The organism is Limosilactobacillus avium (assembly GCF_947381485.1).
Classification (GTDB): Bacteria; Bacillota; Bacilli; order Lactobacillales; family Lactobacillaceae; genus Limosilactobacillus; species Limosilactobacillus avium.
The window spans coordinates 125,005-150,793 of record NZ_CANCWN010000001.1; the positions used below are offsets into that span (position 1 = coordinate 125,005).

At 50.0% G+C, this 25,789-nt stretch carries 22 protein-coding genes and 1 riboswitch; of the genes, 21 read left to right on the top strand and 1 reads right to left on the bottom strand.

Annotation, left to right across the window (positions count from 1 at the left end):
• The first annotated feature begins 7 nt into the window (after positions 1-7).
• The 10 genes from era (at position 8) to pepT (ending at position 12,594) form a co-directional block, all read left to right on the top strand.
• Positions 8-913 (top strand): GTPase Era, encoded by a 906-nt coding sequence (gene era / locus QOS01_RS00660; RefSeq protein ID WP_283620642.1) that lies wholly within the window; start codon positions 8-10, stop codon positions 911-913.
• 21 nt (positions 914-934) lie between these two features.
• Entirely contained in the window at positions 935-1,720 is a 786-nt protein-coding gene (gene recO, locus QOS01_RS00665; protein WP_283620643.1) for a DNA repair protein RecO, read from the top strand.
• A 284-nt stretch (positions 1,721-2,004) separates the two neighbouring features.
• On the top strand, positions 2,005-3,003 hold the full coding sequence (glyQ, locus tag QOS01_RS00670) for a glycine--tRNA ligase subunit alpha (RefSeq protein WP_235803798.1): 999 nt from the start codon (positions 2,005-2,007) through the stop codon (positions 3,001-3,003).
• Position 3,004: 1 nt separating this feature from the next.
• Positions 3,005-5,080, top strand: coding sequence for a glycine--tRNA ligase subunit beta (gene glyS, locus QOS01_RS00675; RefSeq protein WP_283620644.1), 2,076 nt, complete (start codon positions 3,005-3,007; stop codon positions 5,078-5,080).
• A 139-nt stretch (positions 5,081-5,219) separates the two neighbouring features.
• Positions 5,220-7,097: a DNA primase gene (gene dnaG, locus QOS01_RS00680; protein ID WP_283620645.1), complete on the top strand. Its 1,878-nt coding sequence runs from the start codon at positions 5,220-5,222 to the stop codon at positions 7,095-7,097.
• Position 7,098: 1 nt separating this feature from the next.
• Positions 7,099-8,241 (top strand): RNA polymerase sigma factor RpoD, encoded by a 1,143-nt coding sequence (gene rpoD, locus QOS01_RS00685; RefSeq protein WP_283620646.1) that lies wholly within the window; start codon positions 7,099-7,101, stop codon positions 8,239-8,241.
• 235 nt (positions 8,242-8,476) lie between these two features.
• Positions 8,477-9,661 carry an aminotransferase class I/II-fold pyridoxal phosphate-dependent enzyme gene (locus QOS01_RS00690; protein ID WP_283620647.1) on the top strand — a complete coding sequence of 395 codons (1,185 nt, stop codon included), beginning with the start codon at positions 8,477-8,479 and terminating at the stop codon, positions 9,659-9,661.
• Positions 9,662-9,807: 146 nt separating this feature from the next.
• Positions 9,808-10,509, top strand: a complete 702-nt coding sequence (locus tag QOS01_RS00695) for a tRNA (adenine(22)-N(1))-methyltransferase (protein WP_283620648.1) — start codon at positions 9,808-9,810, stop codon at positions 10,507-10,509.
• On the top strand, positions 10,502-11,329 hold the full coding sequence (locus QOS01_RS00700; protein WP_283620649.1) for a Nif3-like dinuclear metal center hexameric protein: 828 nt from the start codon (positions 10,502-10,504) through the stop codon (positions 11,327-11,329). The genes QOS01_RS00695 and QOS01_RS00700 overlap by 8 nt, the downstream gene beginning before the upstream one ends.
• 14 nt (positions 11,330-11,343) lie before the next feature.
• On the top strand, positions 11,344-12,594 hold the full coding sequence (pepT, locus tag QOS01_RS00705; RefSeq protein ID WP_283620650.1) for a peptidase T: 1,251 nt from the start codon (positions 11,344-11,346) through the stop codon (positions 12,592-12,594).
• Positions 12,595-12,661: 67 nt separating this feature from the next.
• Here the strand turns inward: pepT and QOS01_RS00710 are convergent, their stop codons facing one another.
• Positions 12,662-12,865 carry a DUF2929 family protein gene (locus QOS01_RS00710; protein WP_047770015.1) on the bottom strand — a complete coding sequence of 68 codons (204 nt, stop codon included), beginning with the start codon at positions 12,863-12,865 and terminating at the stop codon, positions 12,662-12,664.
• Positions 12,866-12,984: 119 nt separating this feature from the next.
• Between QOS01_RS00710 and dnaE the strand changes: the two genes are divergently transcribed.
• The 11 genes from dnaE to QOS01_RS00765 all read left to right on the top strand — a co-directional run bounded on the left by dnaE (position 12,985) and on the right by QOS01_RS00765 (position 25,738).
• Entirely contained in the window at positions 12,985-16,332 is a 3,348-nt protein-coding gene (gene dnaE / locus QOS01_RS00715) for a DNA polymerase III subunit alpha (RefSeq protein WP_283620651.1), read from the top strand.
• A gap of 168 nt (positions 16,333-16,500) precedes the next feature.
• Entirely contained in the window at positions 16,501-17,922 is a 1,422-nt protein-coding gene (gene pyk, locus QOS01_RS00720) for a pyruvate kinase (protein WP_283620652.1), read from the top strand.
• A gap of 134 nt (positions 17,923-18,056) precedes the next feature.
• Complete coding sequence (locus tag QOS01_RS00725; RefSeq protein ID WP_283620653.1) at positions 18,057-18,938, top strand: CvfB family protein; 882 nt, start codon at positions 18,057-18,059, stop codon at positions 18,936-18,938.
• Positions 18,938-19,825 (top strand): tyrosine-type recombinase/integrase, encoded by an 888-nt coding sequence (locus QOS01_RS00730; protein WP_283620654.1) that lies wholly within the window; start codon positions 18,938-18,940, stop codon positions 19,823-19,825. The genes QOS01_RS00725 and QOS01_RS00730 overlap by 1 nt, the downstream gene beginning before the upstream one ends.
• Before the next feature lie 12 nt (positions 19,826-19,837).
• Positions 19,838-20,194, top strand: a complete 357-nt coding sequence (locus QOS01_RS00735; RefSeq protein ID WP_283620655.1) for a reductase — start codon at positions 19,838-19,840, stop codon at positions 20,192-20,194.
• Positions 20,187-20,975, top strand: coding sequence for a segregation and condensation protein A (locus QOS01_RS00740; protein WP_283620656.1), 789 nt, complete (start codon positions 20,187-20,189; stop codon positions 20,973-20,975). The genes QOS01_RS00735 and QOS01_RS00740 overlap by 8 nt, the downstream gene beginning before the upstream one ends.
• The gene (scpB, locus tag QOS01_RS00745; RefSeq protein ID WP_283620657.1) at positions 20,938-21,543 is read left to right on the top strand and encodes an SMC-Scp complex subunit ScpB; all 606 of its coding nucleotides are present in this window, start codon (positions 20,938-20,940) and stop codon (positions 21,541-21,543) included. Before QOS01_RS00740 ends, scpB begins: the two co-directional genes overlap by 38 nt.
• The gene (locus QOS01_RS00750; protein WP_283620658.1) at positions 21,543-22,259 is read left to right on the top strand and encodes a pseudouridine synthase; all 717 of its coding nucleotides are present in this window, start codon (positions 21,543-21,545) and stop codon (positions 22,257-22,259) included. Before scpB ends, QOS01_RS00750 begins: the two co-directional genes overlap by 1 nt.
• 118 nt (positions 22,260-22,377) lie before the next feature.
• A riboswitch (FMN riboswitch) is annotated at positions 22,378-22,497 on the top strand.
• Positions 22,498-22,585: 88 nt separating this feature from the next.
• Positions 22,586-23,164: an ECF transporter S component gene (locus QOS01_RS00755; protein WP_283620659.1), complete on the top strand. Its 579-nt coding sequence runs from the start codon at positions 22,586-22,588 to the stop codon at positions 23,162-23,164.
• Positions 23,165-23,271: 107 nt separating this feature from the next.
• Positions 23,272-24,303, top strand: a complete 1,032-nt coding sequence (locus tag QOS01_RS00760; RefSeq protein WP_283620660.1) for a helix-turn-helix domain-containing protein — start codon at positions 23,272-23,274, stop codon at positions 24,301-24,303.
• Positions 24,296-25,738: a RecQ family ATP-dependent DNA helicase gene (locus tag QOS01_RS00765; protein WP_283620661.1), complete on the top strand. Its 1,443-nt coding sequence runs from the start codon at positions 24,296-24,298 to the stop codon at positions 25,736-25,738. Before QOS01_RS00760 ends, QOS01_RS00765 begins: the two co-directional genes overlap by 8 nt.
• The last annotated feature ends 51 nt before the right edge of the window (positions 25,739-25,789 follow it).

The window sequence follows — 25,789 nt, forward strand, 5'->3', positions numbered from 1 at the left end:
GAAGAAAATGGATAATCCAAACTATAAATCAGGTTTTGTTGCGCTAATTGGCCGGCCCAACGTTGGTAAGTCAACCTTATTGAACTACATTGTTGGTCAAAAGGTCGCAATCATGAGTAACGTTGCGCAGACGACCCGGAATAAGATCCAGGGGATCTACACGAGTCCCGAAGCTCAGATCGTCTTTATTGATACGCCCGGTGTCCACAAGCCGGTTACCAAGCTCGGCGATTTCATGGAGCGGTCGACCCTCTCCGCTTTAGACGAGGTCGATGCCGTGGTTTATGTCGTCAGTGCTAGTGAGAAACGGGGCCCCGGTGACAACTTTATTATTGAAAAGTTACAGCAGGTTAAAAAACCGATTTACTTGGTTGTTAATAAGATCGACCAGGTCCACCCCAACGAACTACCCGACATCGTTGACCAGTACAAGGATGATCTTCCCTTCAAGCAGATCATTCCGGTCTCTGCCCTCCAGGGGAACAACGTGAATGAGTTAATCAACCAGTTAGTTAAGGGCCTCCCCCACGGCCCTCAGTACTACCCAGATGATCAGATTTCCGACCACCCCGAACGCTTTGTCATCGCCGAAATGATCCGGGAAAAAGTATTTATGCTGACCAGGGATGAGGTTCCCCATTCCGTTGCCGTCGACGTCACTTCTGTTAAGCGTGAGGACGAAGAGCACGTCCATATTTCCGCTAACATTGTTGTCGAACGGCCGGGGCAAAAGGGGATTATCATTGGCAAAAAGGGTCAGATGCTCAAGAAGATTGGGACAATGGCTCGTAAGGATATTGAGCGCCTGCTTGGTGACCATGTCTTCCTCCAGCTGTGGGTCAAGGTTGTGCCGAAGTGGCGCGATAAGTCGGCAATGCTTAAGGACTATGGCTACCGCAATAAGGACTACTAATCACTTCAAGGGGGCTTAATGATGGCCCGGGAGACCACTGATTTTACAGGGATAATTATCTACCGGCGGGACTACCGGGAGCGGGACCTGCTCGTCAAGATGTTGACGGATAAAATTGGCCCGGCAATGTTTTACATCCGTGATGGCAAGAAACGGGGCTTTCGCATGGCGAGCGACTTTTTGCCGTTTACGCACGGAACCTATATTGGAGCGCTCGACAATCAGGGGCTTAGTTTTGTGAACACGGCGAGTGAAACGCACCAGTACCAGGGGATTGCTACCGACCTGCGGCGTAATGCCTACGCCACCTACATTCTTTCCCTGGTTGACCATGCCTTCACAGATGGCCAGGGGATTGGCGGTTGGTTTAACCAGGTGGCGGCGGCCCTTGACCTAATTAACCGGGGACAAGACGAGCAGGTTGTTACCAATGTAATCGAGACCCAGCTGCTGACGGTCTTTGGGGTTGCCCCGACCTGGGACCGGTGCGTTATTTGTGGCGAACGCCACCGTCCTCTTGATTTTTCGGAACAGTATGGTGGAATGCTGTGTGACCGTCATTGGTACCTTGACCAGCGGCGCTTTCACCTTGACCGCCGGACTGCCTATTATTTGCAGCAGTTTGCAGTCCTAAACCTCCAGCAGGTGAACACCATTAAAATTAACTCCTTTACCAAGGAGCGCCTTCAGTACGTCTTGGATACCCTTTACAATGACCAGGTGGGCCTCCGCTTGAAGAGTAAACGATTCATCAACCAGATGAACCGTCTGGAACAAAAAATGGGTAAATTGTCGACTGACGATTGACAATTTGAGAAAGTTTATCTATCATAAACAATGTTTATTGGTAACACTTAATTTGAATATTGGTTGACGTTGACGGAGAAAAGCAACGGTTACGCCTTTATCAAGCGAGTAGGGGAGAGTGAAAGCCCTACTAAAGGTTCCGTTGTAGGCCCTCTACCAGTCATCTTTAACTAAGCTGTTTTGCAGAAATGCAAAAAAGCAGGGTGGAACCGCGATGTAATCTCGTCCCTGCAGTTACTATTCCGTAACTGTAGGGACTTTTTGATATGAAGGGAAGTATTCAGATGACAACAAAGAAGCTGAGTGTTCAGGATATCATCTTCACGCTTGAACAGTACTGGGCAAAGCAGGGCTGCATGCTGATGCAGGCCTACGATACGGAAAAGGGTGCCGGGACAATGAGCCCATACACCTTTTTACGGGCAATCGGCCCAGAACCATGGAACGCTGCATATGTCGAGCCATCCCGGCGGCCGGCTGACGGTCGTTATGGTGAAAACCCGAACCGGCTTTACCAGCACCACCAGTTCCAAGTAATCATGAAACCATCACCGGATAATATTCAAGACCTGTACTTGGGGAGCTTGAAGGAACTCGGAATTGACCCGCTTGAACACGATATTCGGTTCGTGGAAGATAACTGGGAGAACCCATCCATGGGTTGTGCCGGTGTTGGTTGGGAAATCTGGCTTGACGGCATGGAAGTTACCCAGTTTACCTACTTCCAAGTCGTTGGTGAACTGCCGATGAACCCAGTGGCTTCAGAAGTTACCTATGGTTTGGAACGGCTCGCTGAATATATTCAAAATGTTGACTCTGTTTACGACCTGGAATGGGCGGACGGGGTCCTGTATGGTGATATCTTTAAGGAGCCAGAATACGAGCACTCCAAGTACGCATTCGAGGAAAGCAACCAGGATATGTTGCTGGCAGCCTTTAACGATTACGAAACCGAGGCTAAGCGGCTCATTAAACTGGGCTTAGTTCACCCGGCATATGACTATGTTCTGAAGTGCAGTCATACCTTTAATCTCTTGGATGCCCGGGGAGCAGTTTCCGTTACTGAACGGGCGGGTTACCTCCACCGGATTCGGATCATGGCAAAGTCAATTGCGAAGGCCTTTGTCGAAGAGAGGCGGAAACGGGGCTTCCCATTGATTCACGACGATAAACTACGGCAAAAGACACTCGATGAGTACACCAAGAAGGCTGAGAAGGCCAAGCAACGCGCGGCTAAACAAGCAGCCAAGAAGGCTAAAAAAGCGCAGAAGGGGGACAAGTAAGATGGCTAATTCATATTTACTAGAAGTGGGCGTTGAAGAAATGCCTGCGCATGTTGTTACGCCAAGTATTAAGCAACTTCACCAGCGGGTAGCTGATTACCTGAAGGAACAACGGATTTCATTTGATGACATTCAAGAATATGCAACCCCACGGCGGCTGGCCCTTTTAATCAGTGGCCTTAGCGACAAGCAACCAGATGTTGATGAATCCGTCAAGGGCCCTGCTAAGAAGATTGCTCAGGATGCTGATGGTAACTGGACGAAGGCGGCAATCGGTTTTACCCGGGGCCAAGGGGCCAGCGTTGATGACATCGAATTTAAGGACGTCAAGGGTGTTGAATACGTCTTTGTTGAAAAGCACATTGCCGGAAAGCCAGTTGCCGAAGTGCTGAAGGGCTTACCAGACGTGATTACCGCAATGACCTTCCCAACACTGATGAAGTGGGGTTACCACAACCTACAATTTATTCGCCCAATTCGGTGGTTGGTTTCCCTGCTTAATGACCAGGTGGTCCCGTTTAAGATTCTTGATGTTGAGGCTGGTCGGACCACCTGGGGACACCGTTTCTTAGGGCATGACATCGAATTACAAAAGGCCACTGATTATGTCGATGCCCTGTACAAGGATTACGTAATCGTTGACCCAGTTAAGCGTAAGCAGGTAATTAATGACCAAATTGATGCCATTGTTGAAGAACACGACTGGGTAATTGATAAGGATCCAGACCTCTTGGAAGAGGTTAACAACCTGGTGGAATGGCCAACTGCTTTTGCGGGATCCTTTGATAAGAAGTACCTGGTGCTGCCAGATGAGGTCCTGATTACTTCCATGAAGGATAACCAGCGGTTCTTCTACCTTCGCGACCATGACGGTAACCTCTTGCCAAACTTCATTGCCGTCCGGAACGGGAACAAGGAATACCTAGAAAACATCATCAAGGGGAATGAACGGGTCCTGGTTCCGCGACTTGAAGATGCTAAGTTCTTCTACGAGGAAGACCAAAAGCTGACGATTGACCAGTACGTTGACCGCCTGAAGCGGGTTAGCTTCCATGACAAGATTAGTTCGATGTACGACAAGATGCAGCGGACAGCCGTGATTGCACAGTTAATTGGCAAGCGGCTTAACTTAACGGATGATGAGCTGGCGGACCTTGACCGTGCTGCCCATATCTACAAGTTTGATCTGACCACCCAAATGGTCGGCGAGTTTGCCGAACTTCAAGGGGTAATGGGTGAAATCTATGCTAAACTCTTCGGCGAAAAGGACGACGTTGCAACTGCTATTCGGGAACACTATATGCCAATTTCTGCTGAGGGTGAGCTACCACAGACCAAGTTAGGAGCTGTCCTTGCAATTGCCGATAAGCTTGATAGCATCTTGAGCTTCTTTGCAGTGGGGATGATTCCTTCTGGTTCAAACGACCCGTATGCTCTGCGTCGTCAGGCATTTGGAATTGTGCGGATCATTAATGACCGGAATTGGCACTTGCCATTGCTCGGCATCCAAGCAGCCATTATCAAAGCCCTTGCTGCGGCTAACATTAAGACTAGTTTTGACCTTTCAAAGAATGCCGATGCTGTTCGTCAATTCTTCTTAGATCGGGTCAAGCAGGCGCTGAGCGAACGGAAACTTCGTCACGATATCATTGATACCGTTAGTGATACGAAGGTTAATGACCTGGCGAACATCTTTGCGGCGGCCCAGGCAATTGATGAGCATAAGGATGATGGTGACTTTAAGGCCGCCATTGAGGCTCTGACCCGGGTCCTGCGCATCGCCAAGAAGGGTAACCAAGGTTCAGCTGCCCAGGTTAACCCTGAACTATTTGAAAACCCGTCCGAACAAAAGCTTTATGATGCGGTTAATGACCTGGAAAAGCAGGCTAAAGACCGGACGGTTGCGGAGAACTTTGCTGCATTACGTTCCTTAGAACCAGTGATTACCAGTTACTTTGACGAGAACATGATTATGGACAAGAACGAAGATATCCGTAACAACCGGCTCACTCAGCTGGGGATTCTCGCCCGGCTTGCTGGCGTTATGGGGAACCTAAACGATTTAATTGTTAAGTAAGCTTTTTGATTGTTTTACCGCTGACTTGTGGTATCATATATATTAAGTGAATTATGTGTTGATAAGTAGAGGAGGGTCGCATTCCGTATGGTTGCGACCTTTCGTTACTGTACGCAGATTAATCAAGTGGGGTGGTTCAATGGCGCGCATACCACGTGATACAATCGATCGGGTACGTAATTCGGTTGATATTGTTGACGTAATTGGGCGGTACGTTCAGTTAAAAAAAGCGGGGAAGAGCTTTACCGGCCTATGCCCCTTTCATGAGGAGCAGACCCCGTCGTTCTCAGTGAACGAAGAGAAGCAGTACTACCACTGTTTTGGCTGTGGACGAAGCGGAAATGTTTTCCAATTTCTAATGGATTACCTGCATATTGGCTTTGTTGAGGCGGTGCAAAAAATTGCCAAGGACAGCGGAATTGACCTGCCACAGCAGTACCAAGAGTCAACCGGTCAGGCCACTTCCCAATTTGCTAATAGTGAGGCTGGCCAATTGATCGCCCTGCACCAAAAGGCCGCCCAGCTCTACCACCACATTCTGGTTAATACCCCTGCTGGCGCTGTTGCCCGGGCCTACCTCAAACGACGGGGAATGACCGATGACCTGGTGGAACAGTTCCAGCTTGGTTATGCTCCGGAGCAACGGGTATTGAAGGCATTTTGTGACCAGCAAAAGATTGACTACCAGATTCTCCGTAAGTCGGGATTGTTTACGGAGGACCAGGTGGGGGAACTACACGACCGCTTTGTTGACCGGGTGATTTACCCGATAAAAAACCAGCGGGGGCAAGTAATTGCCTTTTCTGGGCGCCTACTCAGTACTGCAAACAATGACCTGCCAAAGTACTTGAACAGTCCGGAAACCCCAATCTTTAATAAACGGCGGACGCTTTTTAACCTTGACGTTGCCCGTAAGGATGCAAAGCAAACGGGCAAGATGTACCTGTTTGAAGGTTTTATGGACGTCATCTCAGCATACGGTGCCGGTGTCTTAAACGGGATTGCCTCAATGGGGACCAGTTTTACTGAGGAACAGGTGGCCATTATCCAGCGGTCAACGCCCCAGCTTGATATTTGTTATGATGGTGATAGCGCGGGGCAAAATGCGATTGACCGGGCAATTAAGTTGGTTGACCAGGAAGCTACCGGCAATATGGTCACCAGGATTGTCCAACTGCCGGCGGGAATTGATCCCGACGAGTACGTCCAAAAATATGGTGGTGAGAAGTTTAAGCAGTACCTCAGCCAGCACGAAGAAACGGTGGTTGACTTTTACCTGCGCTTCTTCCGTAATGACCGTAACTTAGGCCAACAGAGTGAGTTGATCAATTACCTTGACCAGTCGTTAAAGGTGATTGCGAAGGTAACATCGCCGGTTGAACAAGATATGTACTTGGGACGGCTTGCTGATGAATTTTCCCTTGATAAGGCGGCGCTCAAGAGTCAGCTGACCCAGCTGTCGGAAGAACTGGGGATTCATCCGCAAACACCGGGACAGAGTTACCAACAGCGGGTGGTATCACGCCAAGAGTACGCCCAGCCCGCAAGCCAGGAGTCGGAAAAGGCAGTCAGTCGGACGGAACTGGCCGAACGAATGCTCCTGTATTACATGCTTCATAGCCAAGAGGTGTGGGCGCACGTTACGGCGGAAGATGACTTTCATTTTGTTCATGAACGTTATCAGACACTGTACCTGTTAGCAGCAAGCTATTTTACGGAGCATGGGGACTATTCGGTGGCGGACTTCTTGAACTACCTGAACGAGGATGACCTGCGCAACACCCTCAGTTTGATCGAGCAGTTGAATGTCAACCCGGTAATTAAGATGCCGGTAATTGACGATTGTGTGCGGATCATCATGCACCAGACGCCGCTCGCCACACAAATTGACCAGGTACAAAGAAAGCTGAAGGAAGCTAATACTTTGAACAATAATGAGTTGGTGATGCAGCTAACGGTTAAGTTAGTTGGCCTATTGAAAAAGCAGCAACAGTATAAAGCAGAGGAGACTAATTAATATGGCAAAGAGTAAGAAAAAGAATCTTGTTATTTCAAACAGTGATGATTTTGACCAACAAGAATACGATACTGCTGTTGGGAAGCTGATTCGTCAGTACAAGAAGAAAAAGGAAATCCGCTATGACGAATTAACAGAAAAGCTGGCAAAACCATACGAGCTGAACGCCGATGGTATCGATAACCTGTTGCAAAATGTCGAGGATGCCGGTATCAGTGTGGTTGACGAAAACGGTGACCCTGATCCCCGGGCACTTAAGGCAACGGAAAAGCTGTCACAGAAGGCAATGAAGGATACTTCTGCGCCAACCGGGGTTAAGATCAATGACCCTGTCCGGATGTACCTCAAGGAAATTGGCCGGGTCAACCTCTTAACGGCGGACGAGGAAGTTCAACTGGCCCTGCGGATTGAGCAGGGAGATGAGGTTGCCAAGCAGGAACTGGCTGAGGCAAACCTCCGGCTGGTGGTTTCCATTGCCAAGCGTTACGTTGGCCGGGGGATGCAGTTCCTTGACCTGATTCAAGAAGGTAACATGGGGCTGATGAAGGCCGTTGAAAAGTTTGACTACCGGCGGGGATTCAAGTTCTCAACCTACGCAACTTGGTGGATTCGGCAGGCGATTACCCGGGCAATTGCTGACCAAGCCCGGACAATTCGGATTCCTGTCCACATGGTTGAAACCATTAATAAGCTGATTCGGATCCAACGGCAACTGCTCCAGGACCTTGGCCGGGAACCAATACCGGAGGAAATTGGTGCTGAGATGGACATGCCAACCGAAAAGGTCCGGAACATCCTTAAGATTGCCCAAGAACCGGTTTCATTGGAAACACCAATTGGTGAAGAGGACGATTCCCACCTGGGTGACTTTATTGAAGACCAAGATGCCACAAGCCCGGCTGACCATGCCGCTTACGAAATGATGAAAAAACAGTTGGAAAACGTCTTGGATACGTTAACTGACCGTGAAGAAAACGTCTTACGGCTGCGGTTTGGCCTTGATGATGGCCGGACCCGGACCCTCGAAGAAGTAGGGAAGGTCTTTGGTGTCACTCGTGAACGGATTCGGCAGATTGAAGCCAAGGCCCTGCGGAAGCTTCGCCACCCATCACGTTCTAAGCAACTCAAGGACTTCTTGGAATAAGCCGTCCTAGTTAATATATACGTAAAACAATTGAACAGGTGCCTAAATAGCTAAAAACACTATTGGGTGGGCACAGATAAGCCTTCAGTTTACAGATCTTTTCTCTAAACTGAAGGCTTATTTTATTTTTAAAATAAGATTAAAATATTGTTAGAAAATCCTTGACGCATTTTTCACATAATAATAGAATTAAAGCAAGTTGTTTATAGTTTGTTTGTACAAAAGGAGAACGAATATGCCTGAATTATCATCAGATCTTTATGGTACCGTTAGTCATAAGTTGAATGCTTTGAAGCCCTCGGGGATTCGGGCATTCAATAAGGAAGTCTCTAAGATTCCGGGAATTATTAAGTTGACCATCGGGGAACCCGATTTCAACGTCCCGGAACACGTTAAGCAGGCGGCCATTAAGAGTATTGAAAATAACGATTCCCACTATGCACCGCAGGCCGGTAAGCCGGAACTGCTCCAGGCGATTAGTAACTATATCCAAAAGACACGCCAGGTAAACTACAATCCGGATGATGAAGTCGTGGTTACGGTGGGGGCAACTGAGGCCCTCGACTCGACCTTCTTTGCGCTCTTCAATACTGGTGATAAGGTAATCGTTCCTACCCCAACCTTTGCCCTTTACTTCCCGTTGATTTCAATGACGGGCGCCACCGGGGTCCAAGTTGACACCTCTGCTGATAATTTTGTCCTGACCCCCGAACGGTTAGAAAAGACGCTCGAAAAGGAGGGTGACGGTGTCAAGGCAGTCTTGCTGAATTACCCAACTAACCCAACTGGCCGCGAATATCCAAAGGAAGTCTTGGAGGGGTTAGCAAAGGTAATTGCCAAGCACCACCTCTACGTAATTGCGGACGAAATATATAGCGAGCTAGTTTACGATGTCCAGCACTATTCAATCGCATCAATTATTCCAGAACGGACGATTCTGATCTCCGGACTCTCAAAGTCACACGCGATGACCGGTTATCGGATTGGTTATGTTGCCGCTCCAGCAAAGATTGCGAAGAAGATTTTGCAGATGCACGAATACCTGGTTACCACGGTTACGGATAACACCCAGGTAGCGGCTGCCGAAGCCCTCACGAACGGTCTGGATGACCCAATTGCCTTCCGGAAGGCATACCAGCGGCGCCGGGACATGATCATTGCCGGGCTAACCAAGGCGGGCTTTGAAATGGCAACTCCCCAGGGGGCCTTCTACATCTTTGCTAAGATTCCGCAGTTCTTCGGAATGGATGATGAAAAGTTTGCTCGGAACCTGGCTAAGGAAGCCAAGGTGGGGGTTACACCTGGTAGTGCTTTTGGTGCTGGTGGACAAGGCTATATCCGTCTCTCATATGCTTCATCCGATGAAGATATCAAGGAAGCATTACGGCGAATCAGTGAATACGTTAAGCAACTTAGCTAAAAATTAACAAGAAGAAAAGCACTTAGGACCTGGCCGTTTTGGCCCAGGACCCTAAGTGCTTTTATATTGGTGACTGACTACCTTGTTCAAGTCCGCTGATCCTTTTGGTATACTGGTAAGTGAATAAGAAAAAAGGAAATGATAACGTGGACGAGAAACACCTTTCAAAACGGCTCACCCAGGTGGCGGCATTTGTTCCCCAGGGTGCCCGAATAGCCGACATTGGGTCGGACCATGCCTACCTCCCAGCGGCTTTGGCCCTATCAGGGCGAATTCAATTTGCGGTTGCCGGTGAGGTTGCTAACGGCCCCTATGACAACATGGTTAAGGAAATTACCGAAAATGGTCTGACAAAGACAATTATTCCCCGTCTTGCCAATGGTTTAGCTGCAATTCGGCCAACAGATAAGGTCGATACGGTTGTAATTGCGGGGATGGGCGGCGCTTTGATTGCGGACATCCTGGAAAAGGGACGGGCCCAATTAGCAGGTGTTAAGCGCCTAATCTTACAGCCGAACGTTGGTGAATACCGGTTGCGGCAGTGGCTCTTAAAAAATAGCTACCAGATTATGGACGAACGGTTAATTGAAGAAGATGACCACATCTACGAAATCATTGTGGCGGAGCCGTCGGTGGTTCCCTTCACTTACAGTGAGTATGAGCTAATGTTTGGCCCCTTCCTTTTGGAAAAGAAGGGACCCATCTTCAAGCAAAAGTGGCAAGAATACCAGCAACGCCAGAACGGGGTCCTTCAGCAGATGGCGGGGGCAAAGCAGCCACCACAAGCGAAGATTAACCAGCTGAAGAAGCAATTAACAATGGTAAAGGAGGCTATTCAGGATGACTAAGGGAACAGACTTAATCAAACGCTTTGAAAGATTTGCCAGCCCGGCACTGGCGGAGAACTGGGACCATGTCGGCTTGCAGATTGGGGATCCGGACCAGGCCATTCATCGGCTAATGACGACTTTGGATGTACGCCCCGAAACGGTTGATGAGGCCGTCAGAAAAGGGGTTGACTTTATTTTTGCCCACCACCCAGTGATGTTTCATCCTGCTAAGGACTTGGACACGCGTAACCCCCAAAATGCAATGTACGCCAAAATCCTTGCTAACCATATCACGGTTTACGCGGCGCACACTAACCTGGATACTGCCAACGGTGGGATGAATGATTGGCTGGCAACTAAGCTGGGCCTGACTAATTGCCAACCATTGGTGCCGGCCGGTAGTGACCCGGTAAGCAAGGAACCCGTTGGAATGGGCCGGGTGGGCACCATCAACGGGGCAATGAATGCGCGTGAGTTTGCCGAATTTTGTCAGCGGCTTTTCAAGGTCCCTGGTCTCCGCTTGATTACCAACCCTGCTGATGCCGAAAAGCCAATCCACCGGGTCGCCGTTTTGGGTGGTGCCGGTCAGGACTTCTATGAGCAGGCTGTTCAAGCGGGGGCGGATGCTTACGTAACCGGGGATGTTAGCTACCACTTTGCGCATGATATGATTGCTAATCACCTAACTGTGGTTGACCCTGGTCACCACATTGAAGCAATTTGTGAACACCAACTTGCCCGCCTGTTTAAGCAGTGGCAAGAGGAAAACGGTTGGGAATTTGATATCTGTGAAAATACCATCAATACCGACCCGTTTACCTTTATCGTTAACCAGTAAGGAGGACTTTTTCTATGCCTGTTGAAAAATATGATGGCCTACTAGACCGCTTCTTAAAGTATGTCAAAACCGAGACCCGTTCCAATCCGGCGTCGTCAACTATTCCGTCAGACCCTAAAGAAACGGCTTTTTTGAATGAATTGGCGGGTGAGCTGCGGGACTTGGGGGTTGAAAATGTCCACATCAACCAGCAGAGTTCTTATTTGATGGGAACTATTCCAAGCAACGTTGATCAGGATGTTCCGGTAGTTGGCTTTATTTCCCACGTTGACACGGCCGACTTTAATGCCCACAATGTGAATCCGCAGATTGTAAAAGACTATGATGGCCATTCAGATATCCAGTTAGACCAGGATGGCAAGTACCAGTTAACGGTGGCCGACTTCCCTTCGCTGAAGAAGTACCAGGGTGATACCCTGATTACCACTGATGGCTCAACCCTCCTTGGTGCTGATGATAAGTCCGGAGTGGCCGAGATCGTCACGATGGCCGCTTACTTCCAGGCGCATCCGGAAGTTAAGCATGGTGAGATCAAGATTGGTCTGGGTCCAGATGAGGAAATCGGCACTGGCGCCGACCACTTTGATGTGGACGACTTCGGGGCGGACTTTGCCTACACCGTTGACGCGGGACCATTTGGCGAGCTTGAATACGAAACTTTTAATGCCGCCCAGGCGGAAATTGAAATCGCCGGAAAGGACGTTCATACGGCGGTGGCCAAGGGAACGATGGTCAACGCTATCCAGGTAGCAATTGACCTCCATGACAGCTTGCCAAGGCACGAACGGGCTGAAAGAACAGCGGGGCGGGAGGGCTTCTTCCACCTTTACAAGTTCAATGGCACCGTTGACCATGCCTCAATGACCTACTTGATTCGTGACCATGACCGGCAGACCTTTGAAGAGCGCAAGCACCTTTTGCAAAGAATCGTCGATGGCCTGAATACTGAGCTTGGCGAGAAGCGGATCACGATGAAACTTTATGACCAGTATTACAACCTCAAGGATGCCTTAAAGGACCACATGGACGTGGTCGACCTTGCTAAGCGGGCAATGGAAGAGCTCGACATTAAGCCTGATATCTACCCAGTGCGGGGTGGAACTGACGGGTCGACAATTTCTTACATGGGCCTGCCGACGCCGAACCTCTTTGCGGGGGGCGAAAACATGCATAGTCGCTATGAGTATGTATCCCTACAAACGATGGAACGGGCACTAGATGTCTTGCTCAAGATCAACGAATTGAACCTAGCTGACCACCAGTAATCGTTTTTTACGAAAAAATAAGGGACCACAATGTTCGTGGTCCCTTATTTTTAATAAAAGCTGATTTTTACTTTTCTTGTTTAGCAGGGTCAGCCTTGCCGGTAATGGCATTTACACAGTTAACGGCGATGATGGCCATGACGGCACCGATGATTGCCATTAACTTGTAGTCAGGTGTCATCCCTTCAAGTTGGGAAGTGATGTATGCTAACACTTCAGCGAGGATCAGTCCCCACAGTGCAGCAATAATGTTCTTTGATAAGGTCTTCATGAATTTCATCCCCTCTGTATAAACCTTATTTTAGCACAATTAGGAGAGAAACACAGGGGTAAAAAGTCACCAGGAAGGCGAACTTTTGTTATAATTTTCTCAGGAAAGGAGTGGCCATCGTGGATTACGTACCATTACAGGTGCACAGTAGTTACAGTCTTTTAAACAGTCCCATCCAGATTAATGATCTGGTTCAGGCCGCTAAAGAGCGCGGCTATTCGGCATTGGCTTTGACCGATGAAAATATTTTGTATGGGGCCGTTGAGTTTTATAACGCCGCCAAACAGGCCGGAATTAAGCCCCTGATCGGCCTCGAGCTGACAGTGCACCTGGCGGATATTAACCAGACCCGCCTGCAGCTCACCCTACTGGCCAAGAGCCAGCTTGGGTATCAAAACCTGATGGATATTTCGACAATCCACCAAACAAGGGACCGCGAGCAGTTACCACTCTCCCTGGCTACCATTAGCAAGTACTTAGGGGACCTCATCGTCCTGGTCCCAGTCCAGGTGGGGGTATTCGGCCTCCTCCGTCAGGGAAACAGTTGGCTGGATGAATTTCAAGAACCAATTGCCCAAAATAATTTCTATCTGGGGGTTAACCTTAGCTTAGACAGTGTTGAGCGGGCCGCGTTAAGCGATTTTGCCCGCGAAAACAGCATATCACTGGTGGCCACTGCCCCGGTTGACTATCTGAACCCAACAGACCTTTTTGCTACCAAAGTCCTCCAGGCAATTGGCCAGGGGGCCCAGCTGAAGGACCTTGCCGACCAATCCAAGGAGGTGGGGGGGAACTTCCTGCCGCCCCAAAAACAGGTGATTGCTGACTACCAGCGTGCTGGCCTGCAGGACGCAGTTGCGGAAACGAGTCGGATTGCTGCTCAGTGTGACGTTACCATGCAGTTTAAGTCGCCGGTCTTACCGCATTTCCCAACTCCAGATGGTGAAAGGGCGGGGAAATATTTGCGGGACCTGTGCCTTGCCGGGTTAAAAAAGCGCCCCGTCGCTAACGGCTTCACAGCCGCCGACTACCAGCGGCGGCTGGACCGGGAACTGAAGGTAATTCACCAGATGGGCTTTGATGATTACTTCCTGATTATCTGGGATGTAATGAACTTTGCCCACCAGGCCAAAATAACGACCGATCCCGGGCGGGGGTCAGCGGCGGGGTCCCTAGTGGCCTATGCCTTGGCCATTACCGAGGTTGACCCGTTAGAGTACCACTTGCTCTTTGAACGGTTCCTGAACCCGGAACGGGCCCAGATGCCCGATATTGACCTGGACATTCCCGACAACCGCCGGGGAGAGGTTCTCCAGTATGTCCACCATAAGTATGGTCACCAGCGGGTCGCCCAGATTATTACTTTTGGGACGCTTGCGGCCAAGCAGGTTATTCGTGACGTCAGCCGGGTCTTTGGCTTGACCCAGTACGAATTGACGACGGTCATGGCAACTTTACCAAAGAGCTTACACTTTAGCCTGCAACAGGCAGTTGCGGAGTCGCAGCGGTTGCGTAACCTGTTAACTGACCAGCCGAAGATAAAGTTGCTCTTTGACGTGGCCCAGAAACTGGAGGGCCTTCCCCGCCACTATTCAACACACGCGGCCGGGATTGTTCTTTCCGAAGAACCGTTGCATGAAATTGTCCCCCTGCAAGCGGGGAGCGACGGCCTTTTGATGACCCAGTTCCCTAAGGATACGGTGGAGGCCCTCGGGCTATTGAAGATGGACTTCTTGGGCCTGCGCAACCTGTCAATCATGGATGACACAATTAAGTTAATTAAAAAGCGCCAGCCGAACTTTAGCCTGGCAGAGGTACGATTGGATGACCAGGCGACGATTCATCTGTTCCAACGGGGAATGACGGACGGGGTCTTCCAGTTCGAATCGGCCGGGATTCGCAACGTCTTAGTTAGCCTCCATCCGGATTGCTTTGAAGACATCGTAGCGGTAAACGCCCTCTACCGCCCGGGACCGATGGAAAATATCGCCCACTTTATTGCCAGAAAACACGGTCAAGAGGCGGTTAAGCTCCCTGATAATGCCCTGCAACCCATCTTGGGACCCACCTATGGAATCCTGGTCTATCAGGAACAGGTAATGCAGCTGGCTTCCGCAATGGCGGGCTTTACCCTTGGTGAGGCCGACCTGCTGCGGCGGGCAATGAGCAAGAAGAAAAAGCAAACGATGGCGGGCATGCGGACTAAGTTCATGGCTGGCGCTGAAAAGAAGGGTTACCGTCAGGAACTAGCAAGCCAGGTGTTTGACTACATCGACCGCTTTGCCAACTATGGTTTTAACCGGTCCCACGCGGTTGCCTATTCCAAACTTGCCTTTGAGATGGCCTACCTTAAATGTCACTATCCCGCAGAATTTTACACCGCCCTGATGAATGCGGAGGGGAACGTGGCCAAACTTCGCCAGCACATTACCAATGCCCAAAAGATGGGCGTGAAGGTTAACGGGCCCAAGATCAACGTGAGTCAGCAGGACTTTACCATCAAGGACCAGGAGATATACTTTGGCTTTAGTGCCATTAAGGGGGTCCGCCGTGACTTCGTTGGCGACTTCCTTGAGGAGCGCACCCAAAACGGCCCCTTTACGGACATCCGCAATTTTATTAACCGCCTGCCGAGTAAGTGGCAAAAGGAGGAATTAATTGCCCCCTTAATTTATGTCGGGGCCTTTGATGGCCTGGGCTATAACCGGGCGGAAATGATTGCCAGCTTGCCCAAGCTGTTGTCAGGAATCGAACTGTTGGGGATGCTCGGTGATTTTGCCGCAGACCCAAGCCTCCAGTCCTCGATTAGTCGCCAAGCCGAGTTTCCGTTGACGACCCGGTTAGCCAAGGAAAATGAATACCTGGGGGTTTACCTGTCAGGTCACCCGGTCAGTCAGTACCGCGACCTGGCGCAGCGGTTAAACGTCACGCCGGTTAAGGCGGTTCAACCTGGTCAACCGGTGACCCTGATTGTTTTTGTCAACCGGGTCAAGACAATTTACACCAAGAAGGACCACCGGCAGATGGCCTTTATCACGGCTTCAGACGAGAGTGGACTGGTCGATATCACAGTCTTTCCCCGCCAGTACCAGGAATACCAGCAACTGCTTACCAAGAACCAGGTGCTGGTGATCACTGGTCACGGTGAGGAACGTCCCGGTCACGGCTTACAAGTAATTGCTAAGACGATTCGGGACGCAAAGCAAGTCCGTCAGCAATTCATCCCCCATGCCCGGTGGGTGCTGCGAATCAACCCGGTGAAGAACCAGCCGGCAATATTAAAAGCACTCCACCAGTTCATGGCCCAACACCGCGGGCGAGTTCCGGTCCTCCTCTATTACCCGGAGACGGATGTTAAAATGTTGGAGCCCGCCAGCCGATGGCTTAATACCAGTGCCGCAACTCAGCAGGGCTTAAAACAAATTTTAGGGCCGGCAAACGTTGTTCTTCAGCAATTAAAACATTAAATATTGATTAGAAATAATAATAATTTGGCGATGGCAGCGCTTTCCTGGGAAAATTTGCACAAAAATTACAGACACCAATTTTGAAAAGTGCTATTATACAAGTGTGCAAATGAGGGATGCAAATGGCAGACCGCAGTTGATGCATAAATGCAAAGGAGAGATTCATTTATGAAGAAAACCAAGATTGTAAGTACGCTTGGTCCTGCAAGTACTGATGTTGATACAATCGTTAAGTTGATCCAAGCGGGCGCAAATGTTTTCCGCTTCAACTTCTCACACGGTGACCACCCAGAACACCTGGGCCGGATGCAAAACGTTAAGAAGGCCGAAGAAATCACCGGCAAGCACGTTGGTATCATGCTTGATACTAAGGGTGCTGAAATTCGGACTACCGTTCAAAAGGAAGGTAAGATCGAATACAACATTGGTGATGAAGTACGGATTTCAATGGATGATTCTATTGAAGGTACGCATGACAAGATTGCTGTTACCTACCCAGGCCTGTACGATGACACCCACGTTGGTGGTCACGTTCTCTTCGATGATGGTCTGATTGACATGCAAATCGAAGAAAAGGATGACGCTAACAAGGAACTGGTCTGCAAGGTATTGAACCACGGTGTCCTTGGTTCCCGGAAGGGTGTTAACGCTCCTGGTGTTTCTATCAACCTGCCAGGAATCACCAAGAAGGACTCCAGCGACATTCGCTTTGGTCTTGACAACAAGATCAACTTCATTTCCGCATCCTTCGTTCGGAAGCCACAAGATGTCCTTGACATTCGTGAACTTCTCAAGGAAAAGAACATGGAAGACGTTCAAATCTTCCCAAAGATTGAATCACAAGAAGGTATCGACAACTTTGAAGCAATCATTGAAGTTGCTGATGGTCTGATGGTTCCTCGTGGTGACATGGGGGTTGAAATTCCTGCTGAAAACGTGCCAATCGTTCAAAAGCACATGATCAAGCGGTGCAACGAATTAGGTAAGCCAGTTATCACTGCTACCCAAATGCTGGACTCCATGCAAGAAAACCCACGGCCAACTCGTGCCGAAGTTTCTGACGTTGCTAACGCCGTCTTTGATGGTACTGACGCAACCATGCTTTCTGGTGAAAGTGCCAACGGTGACTACCCTGTAGAATCTGTTGCCATGATGAACGCCATTGACATTAAGGCTGAAAACCACCTTTGGGAATTCGGTACTGAAACCTTTGACTGGGATAAGTCTGACGTAACTGAAACCATTGGTTCCGCTGTATCCAACGCTGCTAAGGACTTAGACATCCACACCATCGTTGCTTACACTGCTTCTGGTTACACCGCTAAGATGATTTCTAAGTACCGTCCAAACGCCGACATCGTTGCCCTTACTCCTAACGAACGGGTTGAACGCGGCCTGATGATCAACTGGGGTGTTCAACCTTACGTTGTTGACGAAATGAAGGACACTGATAAGATGTTTGACCTCGCTGCTCAAAAGGCCGTTGAACTTGGCTTTGCTAAGAAGGGTGACAAGATCATCATCGTTGCCGGTGTTCCGCTGGGTGTACCAGGCGCAACTAACATGATGCGTGTTAAGACGATTGACTAATCAATAGTTAATTTGAGATAAAAAGAGCTAGGCATTGCTTAGCTCTTTTTTGTGTAAAAAGCAGTTCTGGTCAAACCAAGTGTGGCCGTGTAAAATAATAGGCAGTACTATAAAAATAAAGAACGGGGTAAAATATGAATTCAGCATTAGGAAAAGTTGTTTCCGCGGTGATGATTGATGAAAATGAGCAGGACTACTTTGTCCAACCGGACCGCAACGGTCAGACTTACCGGCTACCTAAAGTGGAGAGCCCGCAAGTCCTTCACATTGGGGGCCAGGTCCGCGGCTTCGTTTATGAAAATGAAGATCACCAGTTACAGATGACCTGTGCGCATATACCAACGGTCCAAGTTGACCACTATGACTATGGCACGGTTGTCAGTGTCCGTCGTGACCTGGGAGTATTTGTCGACATTGGTCTCCCCAATAAGGATATTGTTGTTTCCCTGGATGATCTACCAGAACTAAAGCACCTCTGGCCCCAGCCCGGTGACCGGCTATTAATGGCCCTGCAGGTCGATAGTAAGGACCGAATTTGGGGGAAATTAGCAGACGACGCAATCTATAACACGATTTCCGTGGCGCCTAGCAAAAGACTCCTAAACCGGGATATGATGGCTACCGTTTACCGTCTCAAGCTGAATGGGACCCATGTGATCACCGATGATTACCACCTGGGCTTCATTCATCCTAGTGAGCGGGACCAGGAACCCCGGCTTGGTCAACGGGTTAAGGCCCGGGTAATCGGTCTGTCCGCTCATGGTAGTTTGAATCTCTCACTCAAGCCCCGTGCATACCAGGCCATTGGTGAAGATGCCCAGATGCTTTTGACAATGCTTGACCACAACCTAAACCACCGGCTTCCCTACACTGACAAGACAGATCCCCAGATTATTCGTCAGGTCTTTGGCATTTCCAAGGGCCAGTTTAAGCGGGCGGTGGGACACCTGTTAAAGGAACGGCTAGTTAAGGAAGAAAATGGTCAGCTGATTCTTTTGGAAAAGAATGACCAGTAATGGACGATGTTGTAGCTACTTACATTCAGTATTTAAAAAACGCGGGGTTAGCAGCAAATACCCTGGAAAGCTACCAACGGGATTTGAAGCAGGCGGCGGCTTTTTTTAAAGGGGACCACCAGATCACAGAGTGGGAAAAAGTTGACCAATATGCCATCATGGACCTCATCACCAATCTGAAGGACCGGGGCCGGTCGGCAGCCACTATCAATCGCCTTCTCTCGGCACTGCGCCGCTTTTACCGCTACCTGATTCGTCACCGGGGACTGCGGTTTAATCCCCTGGAACTGGTGGATAATGTTCAACCAGCAACTCCCCAACCACCGGAAATCCTGACGGAGGGTGAAACGCAACGCCTTCTGCAGGCCCCGGATAAGACGACCCTCCTGGGTTGTCGTGATCATGCAATGTTACTAGTGATGGCCGCTACCGGAATGCGGGTTAGCGAGCTCGTCCAGCTGTCGCTAAAAGACTTGCACTTAGACATTCAGATGGTTCGGTCTGGGGCCGGTAGTAAGCAGGAACGGCTGATCCCCTTGAGTACAGCGGCCAGTGGTAGTTTACAGGAGTATTTGACCAGGGTTCGCGAAAAACTGGCGGGACCAGATGAGGACGCTGTCTTTGTGAATGCACATGGCCACCGCCTCACTCGCCAGGGGGTTTGGAAGAACCTCAAGCAGTTGGTCAGGGTTGCCCAGATTGACGAGACGGTTACTCCCCAGACGCTCCGCTATTCCTTTGCGGTGCGTTTACTGAACAACGGGGCCGACAGTCGCCTCATTCAGGCAATGCTTGGTAACAGTGAAATGCGGATGCTGAAGCCCCATTTGAAGATGAGTCCCCAGGAACTGGTGAACAGTTACCGCCAGCACCAGCCACATTTATAAAGGAGTGATTACTTGCTAGTTCGCTACCGGAAGGATTACGAAAAAATTGCCATGGGCCTGCTTTCGCTGTTGCCTGAACTGCATAACTATGATCGCTTTACCGAGGAACTGCACAACGCGGTGACCCGGCATTTCCCCATTTACCTGTGGAAGGACGAAGAGGATAACCACTTCATTGCCGTTGTGATTCTCGAGGAGGGGGAGAGCTATGTCCTACTCCGGCAGATCTCCTTCACCCCGAGTGAACGGTCAGGCAGAAACGTTTACGCGCTGCTGGATGCCATTAAGGAGCAGTACCCGCAAAAAAGACTGATGGGGACACTAGTAACGCAACCGCTGATAACAGTTTGGGAGAAGAACCATGAGTAAACCACTGACAGAACATCCTTACCAACCGGTAATCAAGATTCCTGACTTTGAGGGCCCCCTGGACCTTCTTTTACACTTGATCAAGGAAAACAAGATGGATATTTATGACATTAAAATCGTCACCATTACTTCCCAGTACATGGACTATCTTCACCAGCGTCAGTCACACCGCTTGGAGGTGGCTGGTGATTATTTCGTGATGGCGGCGACCTTGATGAACATTAAGAGTCAGATGTTACTGCCTAAACCACCCGTGGACGAGGAAGAAGCTGAGGAGGACGAAATTGATCCCCGCCAGGAATTAGTTGACCAGCTTCTCGAATACCAACGCTATAAGAAGGCGGCGGGGGAGTTAAAGAATAAGGAAAGCTTCCGCCAGCAAGAATTTACCCGTCCGGCAATGCACGTCCCGCGCGAATTAATTGCGGCGCACGTTGAACCGGGAGTAACAATTGACCAGCTTCAGGCCGCCTATGCCCAGGTTCTTAAGAACCACCGCCTCAACCAGCCCCTGGTAGAAACGGTCGCGGCAGAGAAGGTGAGCGTTGCCCAACGGATGGGGGACGTGGTAAAGCTGGTGAAGAAGGGACCGGTCCGGTTTACCACCCTGTTTGAGAACGACCGGACACGTGACAGCCTGGTCACCACCTTCCTTGCCATCCTGGAACTGAGTCGGCACCGGCGGATCAACTTGCAGCAAGCGGAACTTTTTGGACCAATCATACTAACGGAGGGACCCAAGATTGACGAACAATCAGTTGACAAATCAGGCACAGATTGAAGGACTATTGTTTATTAGTGGGGATGAAGGAATTACCCTGGGTGACTTGGCCAAGATTACTGGCTTTATGAAACCCGCAATCCGGAAACTACTTAGTGACCTTGCCCAGCGCTACCAGGCGGATCCACACTGTGCCCTCGTGCTTTTGAAAAGTGACGAAACTTACCGGCTCGCCACAAAGCAGGCGTTGGCACCGGTAATCAAGCACTATTTTGAGGTCCCATTGACCGTCCCCCTAACGACGGCCCTGTTGGAAACGTTGGCGATTGTCGCCTACCGGCAGCCGATTACCCGGTTAGAAATTGACGATATCCGTGGCGTACAGAGTTCGGGATCCTTACAAAAGTTAATGGTCCGCGGCCTGATTGATACCAAAGGCCGGTTGGATGCTCCCGGTCGACCGTTTCTGTACGTTACCACCACGAACTTTCTGGACTACTTTGGGCTAACTTCGCTGGATGACCTGCCACCGTTGCCAGCAGAAAGTGAACTCGCCCCCGACCAGGTAAGTGGGGACCTGTTTTTGACGGCTTTGCAATCACGTGAGAAACGTCAGGAGGATAAGTAATGGAACGTTTACAAAAGGTAATGGCAGAGGCTGGTGTGGCCTCCCGCCGTGCATCGGAAAAGCTAATTGCCAGTGGCCATGTTCAGGTTAATGGCCAGACTGTGCGGACACTAGGTACCAAGGTCAGCAGTAGGGACAAGGTGGAAGTCGATGGGGTCCCCATCCACCGTGAAAAACACGTTTACTTCCTGCTGAATAAGCCCCGGGAGGTAATCTCGTCTGCCCACGATGAAAAAGGGCGGCGGACGGTTGTTGACATTTTGCGTGAAGAAGGCGTTGACGAACGGATCTATCCAGTGGGGCGGTTGGATTACGACACCACAGGTATTTTGCTCCTTACAAATGACGGTGCACTCGCTAACAAACTCATGCACCCCAAGTTTGAGGTTGCTAAGACCTACATTGCCAAGGTTGAGGGCCTGGTTTCTAACAATGACTTGAAGCAGCTTCGCTTGGGAGTCAAGCTTGATGGGCGCAAGACCAAGCCGGCTAAGTCGCGCTTGAAAGAGAGTGACCGGGTCAAGAAGACGAGTATTGTTCAATTAACAATTCACGAGGGGCATTACCACCAGGTTAAGCGCATGCTGGAAGCAGTGGGGCACCCGGTAATTAAACTCCACCGGGAAAGTTATGGCTTCTTGAACTTGCAAGGAGTTCAACCCGGTGAATTCCGGGAGCTCCGGCCGGAAGAAGTGAAAAAGTTAAAACAACTTTAGGTAGAGACGTTTACTCTTTCACAAGGAGGCAATTGGCGCTAACATCTGATTAGGGTCAAGGGTGAATGCGTTGACATGATGACCAATCGCCGGTATAATTTAATTAGAAAATATTACGAATTGTCTTCAAGGCAGGGTGTAATTCCCGACCGGCGGTGACAGCCCGCAACCCGTGTGAACGGTTGAATTTGGTGAAATTCCAATGCCGACAGTAAAGTCTGGTATAGAGAAGATTTCTATAATGAAAGCGTTGTTGACAACTTGTTGACAGCGCTTTTTTCATAGGGAAGCCAACTGAAGGCAATCTCATTGGAGGTTGTTTATTTATGACAGTTTCACATCAACGAATTCAACGGATGGTTGGTGTTGCCTGCTTAGGGGCCCTCGGCTTTATTTTGATGTTATTTGAGTTTCCAATCATTCCGGTGGCGTCTTATTTGAAAATTGACTTTTCGGATATTCCGGTTCTCCTCGGTGGATACATCTACGGACCCTTTGCAGGGGTGGTAATCGCGTTTATTAAGTGCTTGATTCACGCAATGGTTCATGGCTTTTCGGTTGGTGAACTAATTGGAATCTTTGGTGACTTCGTTTCTTCCTTGGCCATCCTGTTACCGTTCTGCTTTGTCTGGCTGCAACGCGTCTGGTCCTTCAAGCGGCAAATGGGGATGGGAATTTTGTTTTCGACCATTACCTTAACCGTTGTAATGTCGTTGCTTAACCTCTGGGTACTGACCCCGTTATACATGGCCGTTTGGAACTGGCGCTCTTCACTTCCGGTGGCGCAGCTGGTCGCAATGGGCGTTTTGCCATTTAACATTATTAAGGGCCTACTGGTATCCGGGGTCTTTGCCCTGATTGCTAGTCACTTGCGCCAGTGGCTCTTTCGTCATCAATTAAAATAAGTTCGCATGCCCCGCTAGTGATGATTTATGGCTAACGGGCTTTTTTGATGCGCTTAGAAATTGCTACCGTATTATATTATTAGTAGATAGGAAAGGAGGAGTAGGCGGTGAATGACTTTTTACTTCACTTGTGTAGCTATCACCAGCCACGGCGGGTTCGGGTGATTGAAAACGTCTGCCAAAACCACCCCACAGTTGCCAATTTGTTCTGGGCTCAGCAGTACTCCCTTATCAACTGGCTGGGCTGCCGGCGCGATCTGGACCGTGCCGAGTTTAACGATGAACTCACCGCATTGGAAAAGGCGGGCTTGATCAGTTTACATGATAATCAGGTCCAGCTAACGGCCGCTGGCGTGAGCTACCAGGAAGAAAATCCCGCCTATGAGCCCCATTTCTTTGACTGGTTCTGGCTAGCCAACACCAGGCGGGTTGAGCAGCGCTTCCTTTTGGGAATCCAGGTCGTTTCTGAACTTGCCTACCACAACCGTCGCTACGTCCCCGTGCACGTTCCCTATTCAGAGCAGGGGGCGGTAAAGGCCTGGTTTCACCGCTATGGTTCCGCGCGGCTTGTCCACCAGGTTGCCCGCGAGCTTGAATTGCTGGGAACGGCCTTTGAAGGGGAAGATGAACAGTTAGTGACGGCTTTCTTTGCTGGTTTGGTAGGGCACGACGGCAGTGGGCAGACAATTGCCCAGGTTAGCCAGGAGTTAGGCCTGAACATCGGTGAAACGATGGTTATCAACCATGACGCCCTCCTCGGGATCAGCGCCTTTGCTAAAAACACCACGGGGCCAGTCGCCCGGCTGCTCCAACCCCTCCTCGCTTCCTCACCCCTTTCAACCAGCTGTTGGCAGACAATCAATATGCTAAGACAGGGGCAGGGGTTGGCAGCGATTGCCCAACGCCGTCACCTCAAGCTGGGAACAATCCGCGAACACGTTCTGACTGCGGCGATTTTGGCCCCCCAAGTCTACCAATGGGAAAGACTACTCCCGTCGCCAGACAAAGATTATTTAAAGCACAAGTACGAGGGGCCCGTTGCCAGCTGGCAATTTACTAGTTGGGGCCACGATGAGAATCGCGACTTCTTCTGCTTTCGCCTCTACCAGATCCTCCAGGGGAGGGAAGAAGATGGATGAGAAAAAAATCTACCAGGAATTGCGGCACCGCTTTGGCTTTACCGAATTTCGCGACGGTCAACTAGTAACTGTTAAAGCTATCATGGCCGGTCACAACACGTTGGCCGTCCTGCCGACTGGTGGTGGGAAGTCCCTTTTATACCAGTTACCAGGCTACCTGATGACCGGAACGGTATTGATTGTTTCGCCATTGATCTCCTTGATGCAAGACCAGGTCGACCGTTTGCACCGCCGGGGTGAGAAGGGGGCAATCATGCTGACGGGTCAAGTCTACGGCGCTGATCGTCAACGGCTACTCCAGAATTTAGCTAATTATCGGTTCATCTTTGCTTCGCCGGAGCTTTTGACTAATCAGGCGGTCGTTAAGGCATTGCAGCGAGTGCCGGTTTCACTATTGACCATCGACGAGGCCCACTGCATCTCACAGTGGGGCCCCGATTTTCGGCCCGAGTACCTAATGCTCAAGCAACTCCGTCAGGCTTTAGGGGACCCGGTTACTTTGATGTTAACGGCCACGGCAACACCGGCTGTTCGCCGTGATATCATTCAGAAGGTTGGCCTGGTAGGTGATCAAGTGGTGACGGTAAAGCGTTCGGTCAACCGGCCGAACATCTTTTTAGCCGTCGGCCAGTGTCAAAACGGTGAGGAAAAGAGGGCCCGTTTGCTGCAGATAATAACCCAGCTCGGTGGTGCGGGGATAATATATTTCAGTAGTCGGCGCTTAGCCAATGAAATGGCTAGCTGGCTGAATACGCAGACCAAAATAGGGGTGGCTGCCTACCATGCCGGAATGGCTTCGACGGACCGTTTTCGTATCCAACAGCAGTTTATGAATGACCGGGTCAAACTGATTTGTGCAACCAGTGCTTTTGGAATGGGGATTGATAAGGATAATATCCGTTTCGTGATTCACTACCACCTTCCCGATAGCCTAGAGAATTATGTCCAGGAAATTGGCCGGGCGGGTCGTGACGGTAAGCAAAGTGTTGCTGTTATCCTATACACCCCTGGGGATGAGCAATTGCCGCGGCAGCTGCTGACGGTTGACCTTCCGCCAGCCGACCTGATGCAGGCCGTTCAGCGGGGAAAGGTAGATGAAAAGGCACTAGGGCCCGACTACCAACTCTTTTCCTTTTACCTTAAGCACCATTTTACGCCCGCCCAGGTTGAGCTGGCGTTTACCCGGCGGAAGAAGCGCCGCCTTGCCCAACTTCAGATGATGACCAACTATGTTCATTCTGCTGAATGCCGCCGGAACTTTATTCTCCGTTATTTTGATGAACCGTCCACTACACAGGAAAGGTGCTGTGATCACGAGTTAGCGGACTGGCTGGAAACGGGAATATTACCAAAGAGAGTTCCGCCTTCTCTTAAGTCACCGTCGTTTGACTGGCATTGTCGGCTGGCTTCATTGTTAAATCTTGTTAAAAATTAGCTCCGCCATTTTTTGCCATCTAGACAATTAGCAATTCAGTGCGCTACAATC